The sequence below is a fragment of the Marinobacter sp. AL4B genome (assembly GCF_019916045.1).
Taxonomy (GTDB): Bacteria; Pseudomonadota; Gammaproteobacteria; order Pseudomonadales; family Oleiphilaceae; genus Marinobacter.
Genome location: NZ_JAILWZ010000011.1, coordinates 936,079 through 960,767, shown reverse-complemented (window position 1 = coordinate 960,767; position 24,689 = coordinate 936,079). Strand labels below are relative to the sequence as shown.

Genomic DNA, 24,689 nt, shown 5'->3' with positions numbered 1-24,689 from the left:
AAGTAGGCCACTCGCAAAAATCAACAATGCGTTGGGTGACTGAGAGCGTTAGACTGTGTTTTTCATCCGGAATCCACGACGGGAGACAGTGTTTCATGGAGGAGTCGCCACATACGGGCAAAGCCGCTGAGCCTCAGCAGAAAAGCAGCGCTTTTGCTGGTTTATCCACGCCTATTTATGGGCTGTTCGCGCTGGGTATCCTTTACACGCTGTACATTGCGCACCAAATCATATTACCGATTGTGTTGGCGGTGCTTGCCAGTTTGTTTTTGTCTCCTTTTGTTCAGCGGGCTTACCTGAAGTTCCACATACCGAAAGCGGTCAGTTCTTTACTCCTGGTACTGCTCGTTTTGGCGGGTATTGTTGGCGTTGGCGCTGCTGTCGCAACGCCAGCTTTGGAGTGGGCGCAGAAAGCGCCGCAAGGTATATCGCGTTTGTTAGTGGGCGACAGTCAAATTAAGCGTCAGATTGACAAGGTGAACCGCTCGGCGGAGCAGGTGGAAAAATCGGTCGAAGGATTGTCTGACAGTGGTCAGGATAAGCCGAAAACCGTCGTGTTGGCTGCTGATTCTTGGCGAAGTCAGATGGTGTCCAAAGTGCGAGACGGCGTTGCCGGTTTGGCATTGGCATTGGCATTAACGTATTTTTTGCTCGTAAGTGGCGACCGGTTGATTCGAAATTTTGCTCGGCAGTTACCAGCATCTCAGCGTCGAAGGGTATTACGCATCACCCATTATTCCCAGCGTGAGATCGCACAATATTTGGCGGTTCTGGGCGTGAGTAATACATCCGTTGGCGTACTGACTGCTCTGATTTGCTGGGCGATTGGTTTGCCAGACCCGGCCATGTGGGGGTTGGTAGCCGGCTTGGCTAGATTTATTCCATACCTCGGAAACATGCTGACCATTGCATTGTTAGCCTTGGTGTCCGCGGTGACGCTCGATACGCTTTGGATGATGGCGTTGGCACCGTTAAGTTTTATCCTGCTCACGACCATTGTTGGATTTTTTCTCGAGCCATGGATTCATGGTTTTCGTATGGCGATTAATCCCGTCATTATTTTTATCTCGATTTTCTTTTGGGGTTGGCTGTGGGGGCCGGTAGGCGTTCTTCTTGCCGTTCCTTTGATGACGGTTATCCAAGTAGTACTAAAACAAATCCCTAAGCTTCGTCCCGTATACAAAGTCATCGCTCGATAATCGACGAGGCTCGGCCAGATTGCCTGACCGAGCCTCTCCCGCCACATTTTCTTCCAACTGCACGCGCATCTCATTTTTAGTGCCGAAAAATAGCGGATTAGCCACATCTGCATTGCATTAAAAAGTCCATCTCAAATCATTATTTGACTGCCTTTTCTAGCGATTGGATCACAATTTCCTGCTCATTTTTTGCAGTTAGGCCTGATATGACCGGAAAAAAAGCTCGAAAAGTAAGCGTCAGTTAATGGAGTGAGATTATACTGCGCAGAAAGCTGACACGTCGTAGTGTTAAATAAAACAATAAGGGGATACCCCAAGAAGGAGTGTGCAGTGGCTGAGAACTCTCGCCAGCGTCGGCTGGCATGTCTTGCGTTTACCGGAATGGCGTTGGCTCTATCGGGGTGTGGCGGCGGAGATGGTGGCTCGGGAGCGGACGAGGCAAGTAACCGCACGACCGATGAACAAGTGACTCCAGAGGTGATGCCCCCTCAAACGGACGAAACCCAAAAGGCCGTATATCAGTGGGAAAATACGCGCTACCAGTTTGCCAACGGCTGTTACAGTCTTGAGTCGAACGGAGTGTACGTCGCGAAAGTGAATGGCGGCGAGTACGGTGTCACTACGAATCCTTCCGAAGCGGCAAGCTTCACTATGCGGCCCACGCGGCTGGGCTCCTACCTTTTGATGGCTGACTTTTCTCGTGAAGAAACCCAAGTGGGGCAGTTCGAGCTGTTGGGGATTAGTGACCCCGGGGGCGAGTTCCTGGATGCGAGTGGGCAGTTTATCGGTGAACTGAGTTACTTGGTGTCGGGACTCGGAGACACGCTTAATCTGGTTCTGGATCCGGTCGCGCCTCTTGGAGGCATTCTTCGTGATCTGGGCGAAAGCTTGAATTTCACCGGGGGGCAGTTGGCGAACACAGATGTTCGACCCACTCTGGCTGCAGTAAACAGCCCCAACGATCTGGCTGTTTGGAATCTCAATAAATTCGAAGGTACCGATACCTATACCCTGGCTTCAGATGTCACCGGGTTGCTTCTTACCGTTACAGAAGGAGGGTTGACCCTAAAGTCTCCATCGCTCCGGGATGCGACGAACACGTTTACTCTGCAAGAAGTAAAAGGGTGCGAGGCTTATCCGGAAGCCGATTTGGGCTTGGAAATTGTCGATGAGCGAGGCCCAGCCATCTACCTCAAAGAGGTGGATCGCTTCAAAAATATTAAGGGCCTCGATCAAGACGATATCTACGGCTATGTCGATACCCACTCCCATATCTCTGCCTATGAATTCATTGGGGGGCGAGTTAACTACGGCGCCCCCTTCCACCGGTTCGGCGTCACTCATGCCCTCGAAGACTGCGAAGCGGTTCACGGTCCCTGGGGCGCGACTGGATTCGTAGAACTGGTGACATCCGGCACTGGCCTTCATGACACGCAAGGCTGGCCGAGTTTCAATGACTGGCCCCGTCACAATTCGTTGCAGCATCACCAAAGTTACTACCGGTGGATGGAACGAGCCCACCTGTCTGGTATGAAAATCCTTGTTAACCATCTGGTTCACAACGAAATTCTGTGTGGAATAAATCCGCAGAAACAGAATGACTGTGACCCGATGGAAGCAATACTTCTTCAGATCCAGCGCATGTATGAAATGCAGGATTACATTGATGCCCAGCACGGCGGGCCCGGTGAAGGTTGGTTTCAGATCGTGACCAGTTCAAACCAAGCTCGTAACGTGATTGCTGATGGGAAGTTGGCGGTGGTCCTTGGTGTCGAGATGTCCAAGGTGCTCAGTTGTGGAGAGTTTTTGGGTATCGCTGAATGCACCCGCCAAGATGTTGTCGAGGGGTTGGATCAGCTCTATCAGCTTGGAGTACGCAACATCTTCCCTGTACACAAGTTTGATAACGCCTTTGGTGGGCACTTGCCAGACTTGAGCTCTGGTATTGGTATTGGCCCTGTTCTGACTGTGGGCAACATGTTGGAAACCGGCCATCTCGTTGAGTACGAAGAGTGCCCGGAAGGCACCGAGTTTGTGGGTGATGAGCCGGATCAGAACGCAGCTATGCAGCCTTTCGGAATCATCGACCAGTTGCTGTTCCAGATGGACTATTTCGGTGACCGCTTCCCGGAAACCCCTGAAGAAATGAAAGAAATGGACCCGCGCAGAGGCACTGATCATCTTTGCAATCGTCGCGGCCTGACAGACTTGGGTGACTTCCTGATTCAAGAGCTGGTGCGCCGTAAGATGATGATCGAAACCGACCACATCAGCCGTAAGGCAGCCGCTCGTATTCTTGATATCACCGGTGGATTGGATTATCCGGTAATCAACAGTCATGGCGGTTGGGGCGGCACCGAAGCTCTGCGTGATCGGATCGCAGAACAGGGCGGCATTGCTGCTTCATTTGGCGGTACCCGTGAAGGCTGGGTGGACTCGCTGATAGCAAATGGCAATCGCCCACGTGCGGACCGATTCAAAGTTGGGCCCTTTGGTGGTGCTGGTTTTGCCACCGATGTGAATGGCATCGCAGCACTGCCGGGTAACCCAGGCACACCTGAAGAAGATACTCGCCTGTATCCGTTCGAATCTGTTGACGGCCGTGTGATCTTGAACAAGCAAAAAACCGGTGATCGTGAATTTGGTCTTTACGATGGCCGCGGAATCGCACATTACGGCCTCTACCCCGACCAAATCGCCGACATGATCCTAAATGCCGACCGTCCAAAAGAAAGCGTGGACGAAGCCGTGAATCAGTTGTTTACCTCCGCTGAAGCTTATCTTCGTATGTGGGAGCGCATCGAAAACGCACCTTTGTAGTCTTTAGCGAACCTGACAATAAGCAAAAAGAAAGGAAGTAGCTGTAATGAACAAGATAAAAACAATGCCCACCCCCTGGAGAGGTGGCGTGATGGTGCTCGGCATGACAGCCGTGCTTTCGATAGCAGGTTGCTTTGGTGGCTCAGGTGGGTCGTCTGATAATTCTTCAGCCAAAGCCGATAGCCCGAAAGACGACCAAGAATTGGTAGACCGATACAGTGAGGGGCGTACTTTCACGGTAAATCCGGGCGAATTCGCTACGGACGACATGGTCACAGCCATGATTCAGTTGCGCCCGGGCGATACACTTGAATTTGGCTGTGGCTATTTCGAGCTATACCACGGTCTGTTGATCCAAGCCACGGAAGATGTCGAAATACGCGGTTGTGGTAAAGATGAAACCGTTTTGAACTTCCGTGAAAGTGACAACGTGACCGGCCTTGAAGCGCTGAACGTCCGAGGCATTACAGTTAAAGATCTGACTATCCTCGATTCGCCGGGCGATGCCTTCAAGTTGAAAGGTGTGAAGTGGGGCACTTTGCTGAACGTAAGGGCTATTTGGTCTGGCGGCGGAGACCCCATTACTGAAGCAAACTATGTTGATCGTTTGAATGTTGCGTGTACCAATCCACCGATGGATAAAGGCGACCCAACACCAGACTACGTTCCAAGTTCGTCCGCTGGGCGTTATGGGATTTACCCGGTGGAGTCCGAGAACATTCTGGTGGATAACTCAGAATCCATTGGCGCTTCGGATGCCGGTATTTATGTGGGGCAGACCAATAACGCCATCATCAAGAATAGCCGTGCGGCCTATAACGTGATGGGCTTCGAGATTGAAAACGTTCAGGGGGGCGAGTACGACAATAACCTTGCCGAGTGTAATACCGGTGGTTTCTTGATCTACGACCTGGAGAATATCACCCAGTACGGCGACACCTCGGTGATGTTGAACAACGTTTCAAGCAACAACAACACCTACAATTTTGCTCACAGCGGTATCGTGTCTGCGGTACCACGTGGTACCGGGTTCATTACGCTCGGTTACGACAACATCGAGATCTACGACAACGTCTTCGAGGACAACAGTACGGCTGCGATTATTTATACCAGCTACGAGTTGTTGGATGGCAAAGGAAAAACCACAGACAAGAAGTTGGACCCTTACACGGAAGGGCTACACATCCACAGCAACGTGATGAAAAATTCTGGCTATTCATTGCCAGCACCTAATATGGAGAAGGTTACCGGAGGAGAAATCGAAACACTCCTGCCAACGTTGATTGGTATCAAGAATATTACCAACCCTGGCAAGGGTGCCCATATTGTGTGGGATGGTTTGTTAGATGATTACGACGCTGAGTGCGGATATCCGCAAAATGCGAACGGGCAGCCCGTACCTAAAGATGAAAACGGAAAGCCGGTTCATACCAACCAGCATCCGAACCCGGAGTGTCATTACAACGCGTACAAGTTCAACGATGCCGGTGAGCGCAAATTGCCTCAGTGGGGGTCTTGTATCGCCAATAATGATATGGACGATGGGCAGGCATACATCAACTTCCACGGAATGCGGGGTCTTGAGTTGGTGACGGGACTGGCTGACTTTGACCCGAAGGCCATCTTTTCCTGGGAAGGTTTAACGAACATTCTGACAGGGCCGCTGGAGTTTTTCGCCGACACCAAATTGGAAGATCATGACTGTGAAAAGTTGTACGGCCGAACCTTGGAAAGCCTGCCTCGTGTAACGATTCCTCCGTTTGAGCGTAGTGGTTCCATTGACCCAGCCCCTAGTCAGGAATTCATCAACCAGTTGTGTGAGGCTCCGGTAAAGCCCGGTGAAATTAACCGTAAAGCTCTGGTAGTGGACTGCCCGCGTCTGGACCAATACAACCTGTTCGCTGACGACCAAGAGCCGCGCAGCATGCCTCACGAAGGAGGTGTGCCATTTGTTCTCAACTCCAAATTGTTCTCGGACTATGCCACCAAATACCGGGTTGCCTTCATCCCGCCAGGTACGAAAGCGGTTTACAAAGACGGCCAAGGTGGTGGCAACCTCAACGGGACGATTCATTTCCCGAACGGGACGGTGATAGCCAAAACTTTTGCCTTTACGGATGAAGATAAAGGGACCGAAGAGCTGATCGAAACGCGGTTGTTGATCAAGCGTACGTCACAGAGTGGCAAGGCTGTTTGGAGCGGCCCGGCATACAGCTGGGGCAAAGACGCCAGCGGTAAAAAAGTGGCCACATTGGTTCCAGGCGGCGAAACCCGCAGTGTGAGCTGGAGCTATACCGACAAACAATCCGGAAAGAAACTCCAAGGTGCTTCCGACAGCTACGCGATTCCTAACCAGAGCCAGTGCATCACCTGTCACTCCAACGATGACCTAGAAGCGGGCGCAGCGCCCATAGGTCCTAAGCCCAGGAATATGAATCGAGCCTATGAGCCTGAATCTGACTTTATGGGTAATCAAGGGCAGGGCGGGTTTGATCGCGTCAACCAGCTTAAATATTGGGTAGATCATGGGCTGCTAACCAACGTTCCTGATTTTGGTCAGATCGTAGGCGGTGTCGCGCAGAACCTTGAGTACCTGCCTCGCTGGGATGATCCCAAAGAGGATCTGGAACTCCGTCTTCGGGCCTACCTCGAAGCAAACTGCCAGCACTGCCATAACGATAAAGGTGCAGCTTCGAATACCGGCTACTACCTCGATCATTATCGCAAAATCGATGCAGGTTACGGTATCTGTAAGAAGCCTACCGCTACCGGTGGTGGTTCCTGTGGCAAGCAGCACGTGGTTGTTCCGGGTAGTCCGGATGACTCGATCGTGTCCTGTCGCGTCGGTAACGCTAAAGATCCCCAGATTAAAATGCCCCCCATCGCAAAGAGCGTTGTGCATGCCGAGGGTGTGGAGCTACTGAATGCGTGGATTGAAAGTGCCGGGGATGCCGATTACGAGAACTCGGAGGCTTGTGGTGGAGGTATTGGTATTTTTAAATCCCTGGCTCCGTAAACAATTAAATAACTGAAGCCAAGCCCGTATCGCTAGTGAAAGGCTCAGCGATACGGGCTTTATATGTTGCCGCTATGGGGATAAAAGTGGAGCTTGTGAAGCGCAAACCTGAGTCACTTTGAAGCGCTCCAAGAGTGAGACAAGTTTGAAGCCTCCGCTATAGATTTCGATAGCATCGAATTCTTTAGACGTGCTGAATAGCAGGTATTGAGGGGCATCTAACCCAAAGACCTGAGACAGGCCCAAGAGATCAAGCGCTCCCCCAAGTTCGCCACCACTGTCTTGCTGAACCTCTCCATTTAAAAGTGTACGGACTTGAATGCCCCCGTTGTTAAATAGTCCTAATTCAAGCAGCTGAGGAGCATCCTCGAACAAAATGCCAATCTGGTTGGCGCCCGGGTATATAAAATCTGAGTTGGGCGCTACTTGGACACCAAGAGTGACGGAGGAAATGCCCAGCAAGTTGGTGTTAAATATTTCAGCGGAGCTGTTTAAGTTTCCATCGATAACATAGGCGGGGTTGTTAACGCCACAAAGGGCTTCGTCAAGAAGGCAATTTTCGATGCGTGTGTAGGTTGTGGCAGGCGCAACGCTGTCGGTCGCCAACATGGGAGAAAAGCTGGACGACCCATCGGTGGTGCACGCGAATACGACATCTTCAGGCACTTCAGCACCACAAGAGTTTGATGGGTCATTTGGGCACGGATCGCTGATGTCATTTAAACCATCGCCATCACTGTCTTCGCAAGCGTCACCTACGCCATTGCCGTTGAAATCATCCTGTCCCGGGTTTGCCGCATCAGCGCAATTGTCCCACGCGTTGCCGGCTTTGTCCTCGGTTAGGAAAGGCTCAATCGAGGGGTAAACGGAAGGGATGCCGTCACGATCCGGGTCGGCTTTAGCATCACAGTGGGCCGGGTTAAAACCAGGTACACGAGGGCATGGATCTTCCCCATTATTAACCCCGTCACCGTCTAAGTCATCTTCAGTGGGGTTGAGGTTGTCTGGGTCGTATTCCGGAAAGCCTGTGTCGGGGTCGCACTTATCATTGGCGTCTTCAGGGCAAAGGTCTTGGTCGTTGACTATGCCGTCGCCGTCGATATCGGGGTCACAAGCATCGCCTACCCCATCGCCGTCCAGGTCTTCTTGTTTTTCATTAGCAACGCTAGGGCAGTTGTCCCAAGGATCATTGACCATGCCTTTGAAAATATAAGGCTCAATAGCCGGGTACCTATCGGGAACGCCATCCCCATCAGAGTCGACCTTGTCGTCGCAAAGTGAGGGGTCGTTGCCCGGGACATAAGGGCAGGCATCTTTGCTGTTCAGCACGCCGTCGCCATCGAAATCCTTGTCACTAGGTTGCAGGTTGAAAGGATCAAACGAATAACCGCTAACCTGCGGGATGACTCGTCCCTCACTTTCGTCGCTTCGGCAGCCTGCAATAAGCGCGGATACAAACAGTACCAAAAACAGATTTCTGAATAGCTTTATCATGGTGAATACTCCGTTTCGATCAATGTAAAAGCCAGATTTCTATTTCGCCGGCTTTTTCATTATTTCTTTATGTTCTCCCGACACGATTGCTTCAACTCGGCGGTTTCGACCGCGACCTTCGTCCGTTTCATTCGAAGCGATCGGCTGTGACTCCCCCATTCCCGTGGTGCGGATTCGATCTGCATGAATGCCGAAATGGTCGATAAGAACTTTCATGACAGCATCAGCGCGGCTTTTTGACAGTTTTTGGTTATACGAAGAGGGTCCGGTACTGTCTGTGTGGCCTTCCAGAAGTATCTGAGACGTGGGGTACTGCTTTAGAGTCGTAACAAGATTCTGGAGCTTCGGATAGTAGGCCTTTATTACGTCAGTTTTGTCGTGTTCGAACTCTACGTAAAGAGTCTCCTTGATCTCTCGAGTGAGTTCTTTGGCACAGCCGTTTTCATCCACCAACGCGCCATGCGGCGTATCGGGGCATTTATCCTGCTCATCAGGTACCCCATCACCGTCCGAGTCCGCTAGCGGAACCGAGAGCTTTGAAAAGTCCAGTGGCGTTCGGTTAGTGGGAGCCGCTGAGAATTCCCGGCCGAATACATAGTGCAACCCGGCAAAGGCTTGTGCGTCGACATATTGGTCTTCAACCTCAACTCGGCCGCGAATGCCTACTTCGGCAATAAAACGGGGTGCGATCATGTTCTGAAGGCCGGTCTCTCCGTAGAGCATGTCCTCACTTTCTGAACCATAAGATTCAAGGTCAATGTTGGCATGGCTGTAACCGGCACCTACAAACGGGCGCCAATTACCAAGGCGATAAAGGCTGGGGTGGAGCCTTGCTCCGATCGAGCCTCTCAGGATGTCTGCATCTTGATTGAAGTTGCGGGTTTCGGTGTCTGCATAGCTGGCTTGGATCAGCATGCTTGCTCGAGGGTTAAACTGGTGGGTGAAATTAAGTCCAAACTCACCGTAATTGTCCAAATCGTCAGTTGCACCGGATTTGTCGTCTGAATTACCAGAATCAACATAGCCGGCTTCAAGGCCGAGACTGTTGTAGCTGTCAGGGAATGATTGGGAAGCTATCGCCATGGTTGGCAGGGTAAGTGCGACAAATAAAGTGGTGTGCCGGAGATAGGGCATGTAGATGCTTCCTTTTTGTCTACAGGTAATTTTAAGGCATATAAATGAACATACTATAACCAACTCTCAGGTGCCTCAAAAATTTAAGTTGCTTCTAAGTAGCGATCAGGCGGTTTTACATTCTATCCATGAATAACTGGGTGTTCGTGATCCCGTACGGGAAGGCTGTCGGCGTAAAAAGAGGGGCTGGGTGTTTTGTCTAGAGATCGGGTGCGTTAACTGCCATTAGGTGTATTCAAAGATGAGATCCTGATTTTCGAGCAAGTCAAATTAGGCCGTTGTCCGGGGCGTCGCACGTATCACGCATAAGCTGAAGGCTAACTAGAAAAGTTTGTACGGCGGGTGATTTGGTGAGACGGAAACTGGCTGCAGGGTTGATCTAAAGTACTGTTGCGTTGTGATGTGGTTCACGTATATCTTGGTAACGAGATAGGTTGTTGCGTTTCGTCTGGCAACAAAAAAACATCAAAGGGTGCATTGTACATGTAGTGTTAGTGTGGCATTAATAAGTACATGACAGGATGCCATGTGGCGTATATGTTTGATCTCCGGTCAGGAAACCAGAGTCAAACAAAATTCGCTGTTTTTGAGTCAAACAACGTAGAAGTTCCGTCATCAGAGGAAGTGTTAATGAAGCTTGATAAGGCAGTAGAAGCTCGGATTAAAAATGTGGCGCCCAAGAAGCAGAAGGGTGCTTCTTCGCTTGAGTACATCATGTTGGCGGCAGTGATAATCGGAATAGTTGCCGTTGTGTTCAATAGTGATCTTGGTACGGAGTTGCAGGCGTTTGTCAAAGATCTATTTGGTATCGTTACCACTCCTCCTGCTGATCCTGAATGATGGTTTTTATGCTTGTACATTGCTGAAATGGTGCGAGTCGGAGTGATAAGTCTTGTTGATAGAAGAGCGCGGTTGCACACTCAAGCTGGGGTTGTCAGCTTGGAGTTTGTGTTCGTTCTGCCCTTTTTGGTCGGCATTCTTTACGCTGGAATGGTTTACGGCATGCTGTTTTTCCATAAGCAAGAGATGCAGAATGTCGTAAGCCAGGCCGCAGCTTCTGTTTTTAATCTCGATCGGCGTGATTACCCAAGCTACAAAGAGGGTGAAGTTGAGGGGTTCGGCGAGACAGTGGTGGCTTATAGCAATGCGCGGCTTGATAAATTAGTCGAAAAGCTGCCCGCGCGACTCAAGGAGCGGATCGCGGATTCTGATAAGGTTTGTGAAAATGTGGTTGAGGATGGTGTGGGGCTGTTAGAGTGCCGGCTCAGCGCGGACGGAACCAATGCGTTTTTACCGCAGCTGAAGCTGGGATTCTTGGGCAACTTTCCGCCTCAACCCGAGAAACTATCCGTAACCGCGGCTGTGGCGTTTTAAAATCTGCTAGCGTTCGAAGTTTTATAACAAGCACACAAGGATAGGAACAATAATGAGGGCGAAATTTGTCTCGGCCTTGCCAGCGCTCCTTCTCGCGTCGGCAGCTGTAGTCTTGGCGATCGTCGGCTTGGTTCGATATAACCAAGAGCAGCCTGGGGTTGCTGAAAACGTCGAATCTTCCCGCACCGTAACAAGTGAAAGTGACGAGTCGTCGCTTCCCTCCTACCGTTATCTTTTCGCTGTTGACGATATTGAAGCGGGTACCGAGCTGACACCGGAGCTGTTTGCTGAGGTTGAAACCACCGTTCAATTGCCCAACATCCTGACGGTTGATGATGCCCCGTTTGGTGAAACGACCACAACGGCCCTTCGGGCAGGCAATCCTCTTGGTCAGTCCGCTCTAGATAGCGTCAGCGCGCTGCAGAGCATCCTTGAAGAAGGCATGCGAGCTGTAGCTTTCGATTTTAACCCGATTTCCAGTATTGGTGGCTTACTGCAGCCGGGAGACGTGGTTGATGTAGTCGCCACTTTCCGTGGGGATTCGCAAGATGGCCCTTCTTCTTTAACCATACTTCGTGAGCTCGAAGTGCTCGCGGTGAAAGGCGCAACCGATCCAGCTGCTTTAGCGTCGGAAGATGATCGTCGAAGAAACGCGACGATGGTTTTAGCTGTCCCAGATAAACAAGTCGGACACTTGGCACTGGCGGCTTCTGAGGCCAGTTTGAAGTTTGTGGCAACAAGTCATGGTGGGAGTGTGGTCGCATCGCAACCTGCAAGCGTAGAAGGCGGTGAGGCTGAGCCCTCGATTAATAGAAATGATGCCCGGGAAGAGGCCGTATTCCTAGCGGATATCCGGCCGCAGTCCCCCGAAGCCAAGGCCAAAAAAGAAGAAGAGAAGAAGTTACGACAAAAGCAGGCACAAAAAGAAGTACAGCCTGGATTAAAGGTGCAGGTTTTTGAAGGCTCAGAAACAAGGACAGTGTATGTTCGCTAACACGATTTTTGCGACCCGTTCAGTGATTGCCTTCTGTGCAGTGTTGATGGGGTTGGTAGTCCCATTGGTCGCCTTTGCTAATAGTTCTGAAGTCGTCGCGTTAGCGCCAGGGCAGCAGCACATAATTGCGTTCACCCAGAAGCTGGAGAAGGTTGCAGTATCGAACCCGGACGTTGCCTCGGTCCAAGCAAGCGGTGAAAAAGAAGTTCTTGTCACGGCTAAAGCCTCCGGTGCTGTTACGGTCAGGGTTTGGCTTAGAGGTAAGTCGTCTCCAAGCACAACAGACTATCTGGTGAGCTCCACGGCCGGCGAGCGGCATCCGGTGCCCATGCAGGTACAAACCGATATTCGTGTAGTTGAAGTGAGTCGTCAGCAACTAAATACCCTGGGCTTCCATTATGCCAAGCTGTTTAACGGTGGTGACAATGCGTTCGGGATCTCACCAAATGGAGGCGGCTTTACAAATCCGGGAGGCATTCCGGGAAATGCCACAGGTCTTGGCACCGATGGCTTTAACCTGTTCAGCTTTGGTTCCAATCATCTGAGCATTATTAATGCACTGGAGTCGGGCGGCTTTGCATATACGTTAGCGGAACCGTCGTTGGTGAGTCTTAGCGGTCAAAATGCGACCTTTTTATCGGGTGGTGAATTCCCTGTGCCAGTTTCCGGTAGTGATGGTGAAGTGGAGATTGAGTACAAAGAATATGGTGTAAGCCTGTCTTTGACCCCCACCGTGATTGATGAAAATCAGATCATTCTCAAGGTGGCTCCGGAAGTGAGTGATTTGGATTTCACCTCTGGCGTGTCTAGTGGCGGGGTGTCTGTTCCTGGATTACGTGTGCGCAGAACGGAAACGATGGTGTCGATGGCACCCGGCGAAAGCTTTGTGATCAGTGGTTTGGTAAGCCGTTCTACCTTCAATAACAGCGATAAGCTACCCGGCCTTGGGAATATCCCGATTCTTGGCGCCTTATTCCGTTCAGATCGAATCTCCAGTGATGACCGCGAGCTCATTATGGTGGTCACACCACGGTTTGTGAGTGCTAAAAAAGAACTATCGGAAGAGGTTAAAAGCTTCGGTAAGAAATACGAATACAGCAGTACCGAATGGGGCGATATGTTCATTAACTCACGGGACGGTACCGAGCCTCTCGAAAATGGCTTGAGCTGGTAAGGAGCCGGGTAGCATGAGTGAAACACTGATCTGTATCGCAGAAGAAGTCGGTATTCGCGCCTGGCTTGAACGGGTATTGGGTGACACGTGGACGCTTGAGTTTGTTTCTGCTGGTGATTTGTCGCGAGTGAATCGCCTGGTTCAGGCGAGTCAGGCAAAGGTGGTGGTGGCAGCGGTTAACGAGACTGAGCAGGGCCGTTCTGCCAAGCTGATTTCCGCCATTTTAACATCTAACCCGGCAGTGAGTTTGGTTGCGGTTGCCCAGCATATTTCTCAGGAGTTGTTGCTGGAGGTTATGAGAGCTGGGGCTCGAGATTGCCTGATTACCGGGGTTGATGGAGACAGAGCCAACGAAAGAATATCAGCACTTTCGCAACTGTCCGTCGTTGATTCCGTATCGAAGCCGGAACGTGTTGCAGGCTCTTTGACACTCGTGCTTGGCGCAGCTTCCGTTGTTGATACACGGTTTTTCGCTCAGAACCTGGCGTGTGAGCTCAGTCAACAACAATCTAAGGGCTCCGTGCTGGCAATCGACACGATGGCCACGGAAAATCGATCGTTTTATTTAGATAGTTTGAATCGGTTGAGCTTGAATGACTTGGTCAACCGAACCGATGCAATCGATCAGGCGTTTGTTAATACGGCTCTGGAAGAATACTCCCCGGGCTTGCGCCTGCTCTCGGGCAATATTATGGCTGAAACGCTCACGGGCGATGATGCCGCAGATCTGTTTATTGCTATATCCCGGTTGGCCGAATTGTTTGACCACATGGTGATTCGCGTAGTTGAACACCAAGCGAGAGCTTGGCTCAAAATTCTAGGTTCAGACATCACTAAATTGGTGATTTTGGCGCATCCGGTTGTCGATCAAGTGCAGTATACCGAAGCCATGATTCAACAGAGTCGCAAGTGGCTGGGCCGGAACTGTGAGCGACTGGTTGTTATCGATGGTTACAGGAAAGGCGCGACGTTGAAGTTGGAGGACATCGAGAAAAATATTGGGCTGGAAGCAAGTCTCCGTCTGCCGGTTGAATGGCTTAATCGATTGGACTCCATTAATGCGGGCGTGCCGTTAGGAGCTTTACCTAGATCCTCTCCGTACCAGAAAAAACTCGTCGATTTCGTCCATAAGCACTATGTGGAATCACCTTCGTCGAAGGGGCCGTTCGCCTTCTTCAAAAAACGCTGAGGGGCATATAAATCGTGGCAACTCGTGTCGATGAAGAATATCAGCAACTAAAAAAACAAGTTCATGCCTACCTGATCGAGCGGTTAGATGAAGAGGGAGTTGAGGTCGAACGAACTGAAGTTGGCCAACTTGATAAATTCGTAGAGGTGAATGTAAACCAGTATATCGCTCATCATCGTATACCTCTGGCAACGGCAGAACAGGTTATGTTGGCCCGTGAAACCTTCGATGAAATCGTCGGGCTGGGGCCGCTGGAACCGCTGTTGGCTGACACCGCAGTGAACGACATACTTGTTAATGGCCCCCTAAACGTGTTCGTGGAAGTGGCGGGTGTTCTTCAGAAGGCGCAAACCCGGTTTATTGATGACGACCATGTGATGCGCATCATCCGCCGAATTCTGGCACCCCTTGGTCGACGGTTGGATGAAAGTAGTCCCATGGTGGATGCTCGGCTTCAGGACGGTTCTCGAGTGAACGCTATTATTCCGCCCATCGCTCTTGATGGACCTTCCATTTCGATTCGAAAATTCACCCAGAAGCACTTGGCGGCATCAGATTTGGTCAATCTCGGTTCGTTGACCAGAGAATGCCTGGATCTGCTGGTGAAAATCGTTCAAGGGCGCAGAAATTTGCTGGTAAGTGGTGGTACCGGCACAGGTAAAACAACGATTCTTAACCTCCTTAGCCAGTTTATTCCCAAAGACGAACGGCTCGTGACCATTGAAGATTCGGCTGAATTACAACTGAACCATCCCCACATTGTTCGCTTGGAAACCCGGCCCGCTAACGCAGAGGGCACGGGGCGTATCAGTGCGCGTGAGTTGGTTATCAACGCCCTTCGAATGCGACCTGACCGGGTCATTGTCGGTGAAGTTCGTGCGGGCGAAATTATCGAGCTGATGCAGGCGATGAACACGGGGCACGAAGGTTCGATGAGTACGATTCACGCGAACTCTTCCAAAGACGCCATGATTCGAATTGAAACACTGTTGGCAGTGAATGGTTATGACGCCGGAGAGCAGGCTATTGGTCGCTTGATTGGCTCGTCTTTGGACGTGTTGGTTCAGTTGAAACGGCTTTCGAACGGCCGTCGTATCGTGAGTGAGGTGGTCGAAATGACTCCTTCAAAGTCTAACCCTTACCAAATGAATGTTCTCTACCAAGCCCCGGATATTCGGGACGAAGTTTTAGAGGGCGAAGCGCAGTGAGCGTGCAGATCTTGTGGCTAGCGGCCTTGGGGTTGGGCATTTTGGTGGTTGTGTTGGTGTTGCTGCAGTTTGTGGTAGGTCACTATCTGGCTATGGCGAAGCTGCAAAAACAAAGCCTACGTCGATTAGCACCTCAAGACGTCATTGAAGAGAAAACGGTTGCAGGTATTCGCTTGGGCCCCGTTGAGCAGTTCATGGTCAAGGCGGGTATCCAGGCATCCGTGACCAGATTATTTATGTTGCTTGTGGTGTTGCTTGGCGTCGTCGCCGCGATTGTGGTTGTTCGAGGGGTGCTCGAGGCGATTGTGGCGGTGATTGCGTTTTTATTGATTGCTGTCACGCTCTGGCGGGTAAAATTTGAACGTATGCGCCGGCAAATCTTTGAAGAGCTGCCGAGCATCGTTGACGCTGTTTTACGGTCCCTTTCTGCGGGTCGCTCGGTTGAGCAAAGCATGTTGGTAGCATTTGATGATGCTTCGGCAGCATTTGAACCGTTATGCTTTCGGCTACGAGGTGCTATCAGTCAGGGCCGCGATTACACGCAGGTACTTGATGGCTTTGCGGACCTATATAGCATTCCCCCGCTGACGCAAATGGCAATTGCTTTGAGAACATCAGCTCGTTTTGGCTCGCCCGTCAGGCCAGTCCTTTCAGAGGTGTCGAAAGCTATTCGGTCCCGGGAAGAGTTGCGTCGTGAGTTTATGGCGGCGACCGCAGAGACTCGTTTCACCGCTATTGTGTTTGCCGTCATGCCTCCGGGGCTGGGCGCTTATGTGGTGCTAATGAACGAAGAGTTTTCCGCGGCGCTTTTGAATACTGCGACGGGCCATACCATGATGATGACAGCGGGTGTTTTGCAAGTCATTGGAACGGTACTGGTCTGGAATCTGATCAGAGGGGTTGGCCGTGGTTAACCTTTGGTTTATTGGCGCGATATTGCTAGCCGTTGCTTCAGTGCTTTACCTATGGGTCTGGGCGCCAGCCTGGGCATTGCAATCGCGAGTTCGAGCTCGCTTGTCTCACCGACAATTGACGACAGAAGACGATTCAGGCAGCCCGCCTCTGGAAACGTTTATATATTGGCTAGTAGGGCGGCCTTTATTAGCCGGTGATTTTAAAGAGTTGGAACCCGCCCTGGATGCAACGGGCAAAACACCTTACCGGGCTCGGCAGTATTACCTTGTTGCTTGTTGGTTTGTACCGCTGGTTTTGACTTTACTGGCCATTGTGTTTTCAGGCGTCATGGTGACCGCCGTCACTTTCATGATGTCGTTTTATCTTTCCCGGCAGTTCATCCGCAGTTCAGGTCGAACGGCTGAAAAACAACAGAACCGTGAATCCATAGAACTTTGTCAGATGACTAGAATGCTGATGGAGGCGGGGCTTAGCCCGGAACGATCACTGAAATTGATTTCACATCAGGCCAGAGAGTTGATGCCTTTGCTGGTTGCGCGGATTGATCGGTTCAATCGAGTCATGGAGAGTGGGGCAGACAGGAGCCGAGCTCTCGATGAACTGGGCCGAAACCGGAACCTTACAGTTTTGCGTAGCTTTGTCACGCTTATGAAACAGGCGGGCACGCTTGGGTCCGGGGTTTCGGGAGCCTTGGAGCAAATTATTGCCGACGCTCACCACGAAGAGCGCAGCAAGTTGAAAGAAGAAACCAATAAGGTCGGTGCCCGAATGACAATTATAATGATGGTCTTTATGCTGCCATCTTTGTTTATATTGATTGGCGGGCCTGCTGTACTATCGATTATGGACGCCCTCCAGCGGTAGTGTTTTAAAAGGTCCGAAAGAAATTTGAACGTTACCGTCTTTGATTTAAGGAGCAACAAATGAAGTACAAGCAGGCCAGCCTGGTTTCGACAGCATTTTTTACGGCAGCACTGGTCACGGGTTGTGCTCTTCCGCCGCTACAAGATTCCGAAACAGAGAAGGAATCGCGGAGTTCCGGCAGTTACTTGCAGGTCAATTGCTCCACAAATATGACACCTGAACATCGTGTTGAGTTAGATGCGATCGATTCGATGATGAATGCATCCGAAAATTACGCGGCACTGGCGCGGTTGGAGGCATTGTCGTTTCAAACTCAGCACCATTGGCTGCGCTGGGCGCAGCTTTTAGCGAAGGTGGAACAGTTGGACTACTCCGAAGAGGTCTACCAGCAGATTGCTGAAACTTGCGACAGTGCTCAAGCGTATCACGGCTTGGGGATCGTATACGTAAAGGGCGGCAAGATTGAAGAGGGCTTGAAGGCGCTCGGAACAGCGAAAGCCAAAGAGCCCGCATCAGCAGACATGAGAAATGACTTTGGCGTGGTGCTTATGCAGGGCGGATTCTTCGGCCAGGCGGCTTTCGAATTGCGCACGGCTTACGAACTTTCCGGGAAGAAAGAGAGCATGGGCAGAAATATGGTTGCTGCCTATTACTTGCAGGGTGGTGAAGAGGCTATAGCTAAGCTGCAACGAGAGTTGGGGCTAAGCAATGGGGTTGTGTCAGCGGGTATCAAGTTTTCTGAACGCTTTGCTGGAGGTGTGTGATGAAATTCAAGGCCTGTTTGTTGGCAACTATGGCGTTGGTGGCCTCTAACGCCCTTGCAACCGAACCCGATACCGAACTGGGTTTGTCGGGAGTCCATTTTGAATTGGATAAACGAACCAATGTCAGAAAAGTTTTCGATAAACAGGCCGAACAAGCACCGGTAGATGGCGAGCTGAGCATGGCGCTTTATGCAAAGACTCAGAAACGCTTAGCCGAGTCTTTTGATCAGCCTATGCCTGATCGTATCGGCGAGTCATCGAGCGGTGATTGATACTAAGCGCCAAAAGGGCGTTTTGATTTTTCTGATGCCTTTTTTGTTGGTCGCTATTGCCATAGCAGCGACCTTGGCGATGGATGCGACACGCCTTTACAGTGTAAAGGGCGATATGCAATCCATCGTGAACGCGGCGGCAACGGCTGCGGCTGATGAAGCGATGGCCTGTGGTGTTGGCGATGTTAGCATAATGCGCGCGCGCGCGTTGGCAGCGGCGAAACGCGTCGGATTCGACGGCGATGACAGCGATCTGGAATTGATTGTCGGTGTGCTTGATCCTAGCAATACCAATAGTAGTGAGCTTGAATTCAACGAAACAGGTCCTAACCAGAGTAACGCGGCCGTCGTTCGCTACACACGAAATGAGCGAGTGTCATGGTTGTTACCGGAAGATTTTTTCGAGCCGGTCGAGCTTTCGGTGAATGCCGCAGCGCGAAAAGAGCTCTACGCGACTCTAAGTGCCAGTAGCTCTACTATTAAGATTGATGGTGGTCTTCTTGGAAGCCTGCTCGGCAGTGTGCTAGGGCAGAGCAACTACGTGCTCGATCCAACGAGTTTGAGTAGCCTTGAATCAACATTACTCGGGGTCGATGATCTTCTGGCTAATCTTGGCGTGAACAACGTTACCACGTTGCTTGATCGCCCGTTAACCGAAGTGCTGGGTGCCGTGGTTGATGTTGTGGGCGGGGTTTCAACACCTGTGGGTGGACTGGTTGATGATTTGACCGGGGCAGCAGGGCTTACGGGACTTGATCTCTCGTCAGTACTTGAGGTAGTGGGCAATAGCGAAGCTGCACGAGGGGCTCAAATCCCGCTATATGATTTTGTGATGAGCGTTGTATTGAATGGCGCGCACGAGTTAGGAAAAACAACAGGTTCAGGCCTGATTGGATTGGATATTGATACAAACTCCTCTCCGGCACTGGCGCCCTTGCTAGACAATGGTTTGTTAGGCGACCTTGATTTGGCTTTAAATTTATCCGTGGATAACCCTCCCACCGTTGTCATCGGGCCCGCGCGACAAGATGAGAATGGTCAGTGGATGACAGAGCTTCGTTCATCGGATATATCGCTGGAAGCGCTTGTTGATCTTGAGTTATCCGTAGGTTTTATAGGAGATTTGATATCGGGACTTTCTCTGGGGCTCGTTAATGTAGATCTCCTTGATAAGATACGGATTCCACTAGCGGTTAGCGTGGGTGGTGGGCGAGCGGATTTTGTCGGGGCGGGATGTGCACGGGGCAATACAAACGAAATCGATGTTGGTGTGGTTGTTAATCCGTCGGTGGCTAGCATAGAGACAGGTGCTATTCAGCCTGACGGGACGGTGGCCAGTGAACCCATACATGCAGATATTTTAAGGCTTGAATTGTTAGGCTTGTCGCTAGCTAATGTGTGTTTAGATGCCGATTTGGTGGCGAATATTCCGGTTGCTGAGCAGGTCCACTCATTAACCGCTGTGCCTTTGTATTGCCCCGCGGGGCAATGCGAAAAGAAGTTTGCAAACAGTCAGGAAACCAGTGTTCAAGGGCTTGATCTGAGTATTCAGAACTTGGCCTTAGATTGCGGTGTATCAGGTTTAACGAGCATTTTGAATTCCGTCATCAACCTGCTCAAGCCGGCCATAGAAGGATTGCTTAAGCTTGTGACAACGGTGGTGTTACAAGATGTAGTGTCACCGCTATTGATGGCGTTGGGAGCAGATCTTTCCGGATTGGATGTTACCTTGGTGGGAGCGGACCAGCTCAACAATCAATTGATAGAAAATGTAGAGCTTTAAAGTTGATATACTGACGTCACCACATATCTTTAAGCCTTTCTTTTGATAGGCATCCACAACACAAATTATGAACAAAGGCAGGCGCGTGTTACGTAAATCTTATTGGTTACCCGTATTGGCTATCACCGTTGCAGGGTGTGCATTAGAGCCCCAAACCGAGGAGCGGACCGTTAGTGGTATCTACTCTTATGAGGTGGATCCGCGTAGAACCGTCGAACCTAAGGTTGTAAAAACGTCGGGTACTCAGGCCGAAACACCTGCGAGAGCTCCCCGTCGCCAAGCGGATGAAGCCGCAGTGGAGCCTGCGGAGCCGGACGTGCGCGCAGAAAGCCAGACACCCGATAACGAGCCCGGGGCCAAGAGCGTATCGGTGTCTGACTCTAAGCCCGAAGTAGCGGGTGAGCGCATGATTGGCGAACCAGTGATGGATATCCAGCCAGGCCAGTGTTGGGTCTACGCGCAAATCCATCCTCGTTCTGTGGAAGACAATCTCGAAGTTAAGGTTAGAGACTCTGAGGTGCGGCTAGAAGTGACTCCGGCCGAATTCCGCCGTGGGTTGAAAAAGGTCGTAACCAAGCAAGGCACCAAGACCTATCGTGTTAAGCCGGCAACCTACAAAGAAGTGGTGGAAAAGGTCGAAATTAAGCCGGAAACCACGCGTTTGGTGGTAGAGCCTGCCGTCTATGAAGACGTTGAAGAAGAAGTCGTGTTGGAAGAGGCTCGCACCGAGCTTGAGCCTTGCCGTACTTCGGGTGCCGCCGCCTATGCCCGAGCGTCTTCTGCCTTCGGTTTTTGCGCTAAAGAAATTCCCGCCAAAACGAAAACGGTCAGTGTAACCAAGCTAGTGAAGCCCGAAACAACCCGTACGGAAGTGATCCCTGCTGAGTACAAAACCGTCACTCGTTGGGAAGTTGATGAGCCGGCCGAAGTTATTCCGGTCACCATGCAAGACGAGACCGACGCTCTCGAAATTGCAGAGTTGGTCAAGCCTGCTAAAACGGTTCAGCAGGAAGTACCTGCTGAAGTGCTTTCAATGAACGTAAGGCGCTACGAAGGTAAGCCGAAGATCGTTGCCAGACAAGCGGTGTGTGATCGCAATCTAACCAGCGAAATGGTGCTAAAAATGCAGCAACGCCTGGCGAATCTAGGTTATGCCCCTGGTGTGCATGACGGGCTTCTTGGTCCGGCAACCCTAGACGCGCTCACGTTCTATCAGCGGGAAAATGGATTAGCCTCTGGTGCAATTACGATTGAAACACTAGAGCACCTTGAACTAATGGAATAAAAACAATGCTGCCAGATGCACTAGTGTTGCCGTTGTTGGGTTTGGTTTTAGCCATAGCAGCTCTTGTGCTTCTGGTGCATTTACGTTTTCGAAAAAGGGAAGCTGAACGATATCAATCGTTAGCTTCCCGTCTTCAAGAGTTTCGCCGTCAATATAACTCCTCCCTGGAAGACAGCCGAGCGCTGTTAAATAAGCTGCCCGACGTTGTCCTGATTTTTGAGCGGCAATGGCCAAAACTTCTGTTCGCTAACCGGCAAGCGTTAGAGCTCTTTGGTTGCAGCAGTGAGCAAGAGTTGATGGATAATGTGTTTAGCCAGCCCGATGCCTGGTTGCCTGCTCCAAACAGTCTTCTGGACTTTGAAGATTTTTTATCGGGCGCGCGCGATCTAGGCGTTGAACGCAGAGAGTGGCGTTTTTCATCGGGTCCTGATCAGAGCCTTTGGATGGACTGTGAGATAACGCTCACGGTATTTGCCGGTGAGCCGGCCATGATCTTCTCTGGCGTCAATATCCATCATCGAAAGTTACAAAGTATTGCCGATAACTTACGTCAACGAGCACTGTTCAGTGTGAACGATGGTAGCTCTCTCCATGCCATCATTGAGCGGGTATCCAAGCTGCTTGAAGCTCAGATTCCCGGCACACACTGCGTTATTTCTCTCTATGACGAGCAAAAAGATAGTCTGATAACTCAGGAGGGCGGTGGATTCGCCACGGCTTTTTGTTCTGAAGTCCCCTCGGTGTCGGCTCGTTACGGTGCTACATCAATTGGCTCTGCTGCTCAGACTCGCCAGAGTGTGATTTGCGAATCTCCGATCGATGACCTGCAGTGGCAGGGCTATGGAGATGTTCTTCGGTCTTTAAAAGTTGCCTCAGCATGGTCTGAGCCCGTATTGGGAGAGGCCGGCGATCTGCAAGCTGTGATAACACTCTTCAGCGAGGTGCCCAAGCTGCCGGACAACGAAATGATCGGTCACTTCTCGTTTGCGGTTTCGTTAATTGGCCTGGCGATTGAACGGGAGCAATGGCGTCGTGAGCTGGAAGCGTCCTCTGAGAACGAGCGCTACGTTCGAGAGGTGAGCGTTTCAATAGTGAACGTTCCTTCTGAGGGGTTCTCGGCGGGGCTGACGAACGTGATTCAAGGCGTTCAATCGAAATACGATCTGGGCTCGATCGAGGTTTGGCGAGTAGATTCGGAACGAAATCTAATTGTTCCCGTTGCCAGCACAGACAGTGAAATTGACGAACGTGCAGAAGGGCGCGAGCAGCTGTCCATTGCACGGGAACGATTCAGCGATTTGTTCCCAAGCCAAGAACCGAAATACGTTACCCCCCAAGACGATTTGTACGGATTGCTGAAAACCCACAAAAAATCCAAACCGGTGTTGATTGTGCCGCTTCACAGTGACTCTTTGAAAGGGTATCTGTTGGGTTTTTTGGTTGTTGAGTCAAAATTTCAGTATGTTGAGAAGTCGACGATTGAGCATCTGAGTGTGATTGGTTCGGTGATGAAAACGAGCCTTATCAACCAGCGTTTGGTTGAGCATTTAGCCGATACTGCAGATACCGAACGCCGGGCTAGAAAGAAGTTGGAAAGCGAGCTAGCTGTCGCCAAAAGCATTCAGATGTCGATGGTTCCGGGGAGCGGCTCGTATGTCAAAGAACTTCGTAACTGGAGAATAGAGTCCTGGTTGCAGCCAGCCAGCGCTGTGGGAGGCGACCTGTACGAGGTCATTCCATTATCGAGAGGGCGGTTTCTTGCCGCGGTTGGTGATGTCTCAGATAAAGGCGTCCCAGCCGCACTGTTCATGGCCAAAACCATTAGTTTGTTGAATTTTCTGGCTCATAACAAAGATGGTGATTTAAAGGATATTACAGCAGCGTTGAACCAAGAGCTTTGCCGGGGAAATGAGGCGTGCATGTTCGTCACCTTAGTGATGGTGCTCGTTGATAAGGAGACCGGTAGCGCAGAGATGATTAACGCAGGGCACACTATGCCGATGCAGCGATTTAGTGACCAACTGCCGAATCTATGGAGCGGTGAGACTATTGCTCCTCTTGGACTGTATGAAAATATAGAACCGGTTACGGAGCGTCTGGAAATCCCCGCCGGTGGAAGCCTTGTACTATACTCCGATGGAGTCACGGAAGCTTTCGATGCTGCTGGCGAAGAATTTGGAGAGCAGCGACTTTTGAGTCTTGGTGGTAGACCGCGCAGTTACGAAGAGTGTTTTTTGACCAACATTCGTGAGCGTTTGGTGGAGTATACGGCTGGGGCGGAGCAGTCCGACGACATAACAATAATGATATTGAGCCGCCAGGGATGATGAAACTACAAGTAAGTGCGCATGAGCCGGTCACCAATGTGATAACAGCAGTGGCACAAGAGGCTCAGAGCCGAGGTGTAGCGGGAGCCTTGGTACATGACCTCAAAGTCATTGTTGATGAAATTTATGCCAATCTCAAAATGCATGTGGCCGCGGATAATCCAGAGTTGAAATGGTTGTTAGTGGTTGAAGTCGGCGTGGAATGTTTAGACTTGGTGGTGGAATACCCCGGCCCATACTTTGACCCAACCAATTCAAAGCTAATGGCCGATGACACTTTGGGGTCACGAGCCGACGGGGGAATGGGGCTGCATCTGATCTCCGCTCTTAGTGATGAATTTCACTATAATTACCAGGATGGTATCAATACCATGATTGTCAGATGGAACTTGAAACGCGACTCAAAGGAAAACCTGTTATGTCGTTAGAAATTTCGGTGATTCAGAAGAGTGATGAAGCATTAGGGCTGAAGCTGGATGGTTCAGTAGACAGCGACACCGCACCGGAGCTGGAGGCAACGTTGGATGATATGGTTCATCCATCGGTCACCTATCTGGCGTTGAACATGTCGGGTGTCAGTTTTATCAGTTCAGCTGGGCTGCGGGTTGTCTTCAAAATGCTGAAGAAAATGAAAGCACGAGACGGACAGCTTATGGTGACCGAAATGAACCCCGGTGTGGAGAAGGTGTTTGAGGTGGTTAAGCTCATGCCGGATCTTTCGGTGTTTGGTAGCTCCGAAGAGATGGACGAGTACCTGACATCCCTACAGAAGCAACAGAATTGTTAACCATACCTTTTTAAGCTCCATGGCGCCCAATCCTCTGGCCGTTATATTCCAGTCCAATTATTGCCACTAAACAGCATCACCTCCTATCGC

20 protein-coding genes are annotated in these 24,689 nt (G+C 50.9%); 18 read left to right on the top strand and 2 right to left on the bottom strand.

The annotated features are described in order from the left end of the window. The first annotated feature begins 95 nt into the window (after positions 1–95). The 3 genes from K5L82_RS08480 (at position 96) to K5L82_RS08470 (ending at position 7,035) form a co-directional block, all read left to right on the top strand. Positions 96–1,199, top strand: coding sequence for an AI-2E family transporter (locus K5L82_RS08480; protein ID WP_133006173.1), 1,104 nt, complete (start codon positions 96–98; stop codon positions 1,197–1,199). Positions 1,200–1,529: 330 nt separating this feature from the next. After that, positions 1,530–4,019, top strand: coding sequence for a hypothetical protein (locus K5L82_RS08475; protein WP_316933379.1), 2,490 nt, complete (start codon positions 1,530–1,532; stop codon positions 4,017–4,019). A gap of 46 nt (positions 4,020–4,065) precedes the next feature. After that, positions 4,066–7,035, top strand: coding sequence for a parallel beta-helix domain-containing protein (locus K5L82_RS08470; RefSeq protein WP_223133817.1), 2,970 nt, complete (start codon positions 4,066–4,068; stop codon positions 7,033–7,035). A 72-nt stretch (positions 7,036–7,107) separates the two neighbouring features. On the opposite strand, the gene K5L82_RS08465 is transcribed toward K5L82_RS08470, so the two are convergent. Both K5L82_RS08465 and K5L82_RS08460 read right to left on the bottom strand, forming a co-directional pair. Continuing rightward, complete coding sequence (locus tag K5L82_RS08465; protein ID WP_223133816.1) at positions 7,108–8,529, bottom strand: thrombospondin type 3 repeat-containing protein; 1,422 nt, start codon at positions 8,527–8,529, stop codon at positions 7,108–7,110. Between the two features lie 39 nt (positions 8,530–8,568). After that, complete coding sequence (locus tag K5L82_RS08460) at positions 8,569–9,663, bottom strand: OmpA family protein (RefSeq protein ID WP_223133815.1); 1,095 nt, start codon at positions 9,661–9,663, stop codon at positions 8,569–8,571. A 630-nt stretch (positions 9,664–10,293) separates the two neighbouring features. Between K5L82_RS08460 and K5L82_RS08455 the strand changes: the two genes are divergently transcribed. The 15 genes from K5L82_RS08455 to K5L82_RS08385 all read left to right on the top strand — a co-directional run bounded on the left by K5L82_RS08455 (position 10,294) and on the right by K5L82_RS08385 (position 24,599). After that, positions 10,294–10,503, top strand: a complete 210-nt coding sequence (locus K5L82_RS08455) for a hypothetical protein (RefSeq protein WP_223133814.1) — start codon at positions 10,294–10,296, stop codon at positions 10,501–10,503. Between the two features lie 12 nt (positions 10,504–10,515). Beyond that, a complete protein-coding gene (locus tag K5L82_RS08450) occupies positions 10,516–11,037 on the top strand; it encodes a TadE/TadG family type IV pilus assembly protein (RefSeq protein WP_223133813.1) in 522 nt (173 codons plus the stop codon). Positions 11,038–11,089: 52 nt separating this feature from the next. Continuing rightward, the gene (gene cpaB, locus K5L82_RS08445) at positions 11,090–12,031 is read left to right on the top strand and encodes a Flp pilus assembly protein CpaB (protein WP_223133812.1); all 942 of its coding nucleotides are present in this window, start codon (positions 11,090–11,092) and stop codon (positions 12,029–12,031) included. Then, positions 12,021–13,205: a type II and III secretion system protein family protein gene (locus tag K5L82_RS08440; RefSeq protein WP_262492547.1), complete on the top strand. Its 1,185-nt coding sequence runs from the start codon at positions 12,021–12,023 to the stop codon at positions 13,203–13,205. Before cpaB ends, K5L82_RS08440 begins: the two co-directional genes overlap by 11 nt. A gap of 13 nt (positions 13,206–13,218) precedes the next feature. Further along, a complete protein-coding gene (locus tag K5L82_RS08435; RefSeq protein WP_223133811.1) occupies positions 13,219–14,394 on the top strand; it encodes a CpaE family protein in 1,176 nt (391 codons plus the stop codon). Between the two features lie 14 nt (positions 14,395–14,408). Continuing rightward, positions 14,409–15,602: a CpaF family protein gene (locus K5L82_RS08430; protein WP_223133810.1), complete on the top strand. Its 1,194-nt coding sequence runs from the start codon at positions 14,409–14,411 to the stop codon at positions 15,600–15,602. After that, a complete protein-coding gene (locus K5L82_RS08425; protein WP_223133809.1) occupies positions 15,599–16,516 on the top strand; it encodes a type II secretion system F family protein in 918 nt (305 codons plus the stop codon). Before K5L82_RS08430 ends, K5L82_RS08425 begins: the two co-directional genes overlap by 4 nt. Next, positions 16,509–17,381, top strand: a complete 873-nt coding sequence (locus tag K5L82_RS08420) for a type II secretion system F family protein (RefSeq protein WP_223133808.1) — start codon at positions 16,509–16,511, stop codon at positions 17,379–17,381. The genes K5L82_RS08425 and K5L82_RS08420 overlap by 8 nt, the downstream gene beginning before the upstream one ends. A gap of 59 nt (positions 17,382–17,440) precedes the next feature. Next, positions 17,441–18,145: a tetratricopeptide repeat protein gene (locus K5L82_RS08415; RefSeq protein ID WP_133006163.1), complete on the top strand. Its 705-nt coding sequence runs from the start codon at positions 17,441–17,443 to the stop codon at positions 18,143–18,145. Beyond that, positions 18,145–18,417, top strand: coding sequence for a hypothetical protein (locus K5L82_RS08410; protein WP_133006162.1), 273 nt, complete (start codon positions 18,145–18,147; stop codon positions 18,415–18,417). Before K5L82_RS08415 ends, K5L82_RS08410 begins: the two co-directional genes overlap by 1 nt. A 22-nt stretch (positions 18,418–18,439) precedes the next feature. Continuing rightward, positions 18,440–20,200, top strand: a complete 1,761-nt coding sequence (locus K5L82_RS08405; protein ID WP_223133807.1) for a pilus assembly protein TadG-related protein — start codon at positions 18,440–18,442, stop codon at positions 20,198–20,200. 85 nt (positions 20,201–20,285) lie between these two features. Then, a complete protein-coding gene (locus tag K5L82_RS16745) occupies positions 20,286–21,485 on the top strand; it encodes a peptidoglycan-binding domain-containing protein (RefSeq protein ID WP_165950605.1) in 1,200 nt (399 codons plus the stop codon). 5 nt (positions 21,486–21,490) lie between these two features. Next, positions 21,491–23,812 carry a GAF domain-containing SpoIIE family protein phosphatase gene (locus K5L82_RS08395; RefSeq protein WP_223133806.1) on the top strand — a complete coding sequence of 774 codons (2,322 nt, stop codon included), beginning with the start codon at positions 21,491–21,493 and terminating at the stop codon, positions 23,810–23,812. Beyond that, a complete protein-coding gene (locus tag K5L82_RS08390) occupies positions 23,809–24,240 on the top strand; it encodes an ATP-binding protein (protein ID WP_223133805.1) in 432 nt (143 codons plus the stop codon). Before K5L82_RS08395 ends, K5L82_RS08390 begins: the two co-directional genes overlap by 4 nt. Beyond that, positions 24,231–24,599, top strand: coding sequence for an STAS domain-containing protein (locus K5L82_RS08385; RefSeq protein ID WP_133006157.1), 369 nt, complete (start codon positions 24,231–24,233; stop codon positions 24,597–24,599). Before K5L82_RS08390 ends, K5L82_RS08385 begins: the two co-directional genes overlap by 10 nt. The last annotated feature ends 90 nt before the right edge of the window (positions 24,600–24,689 follow it).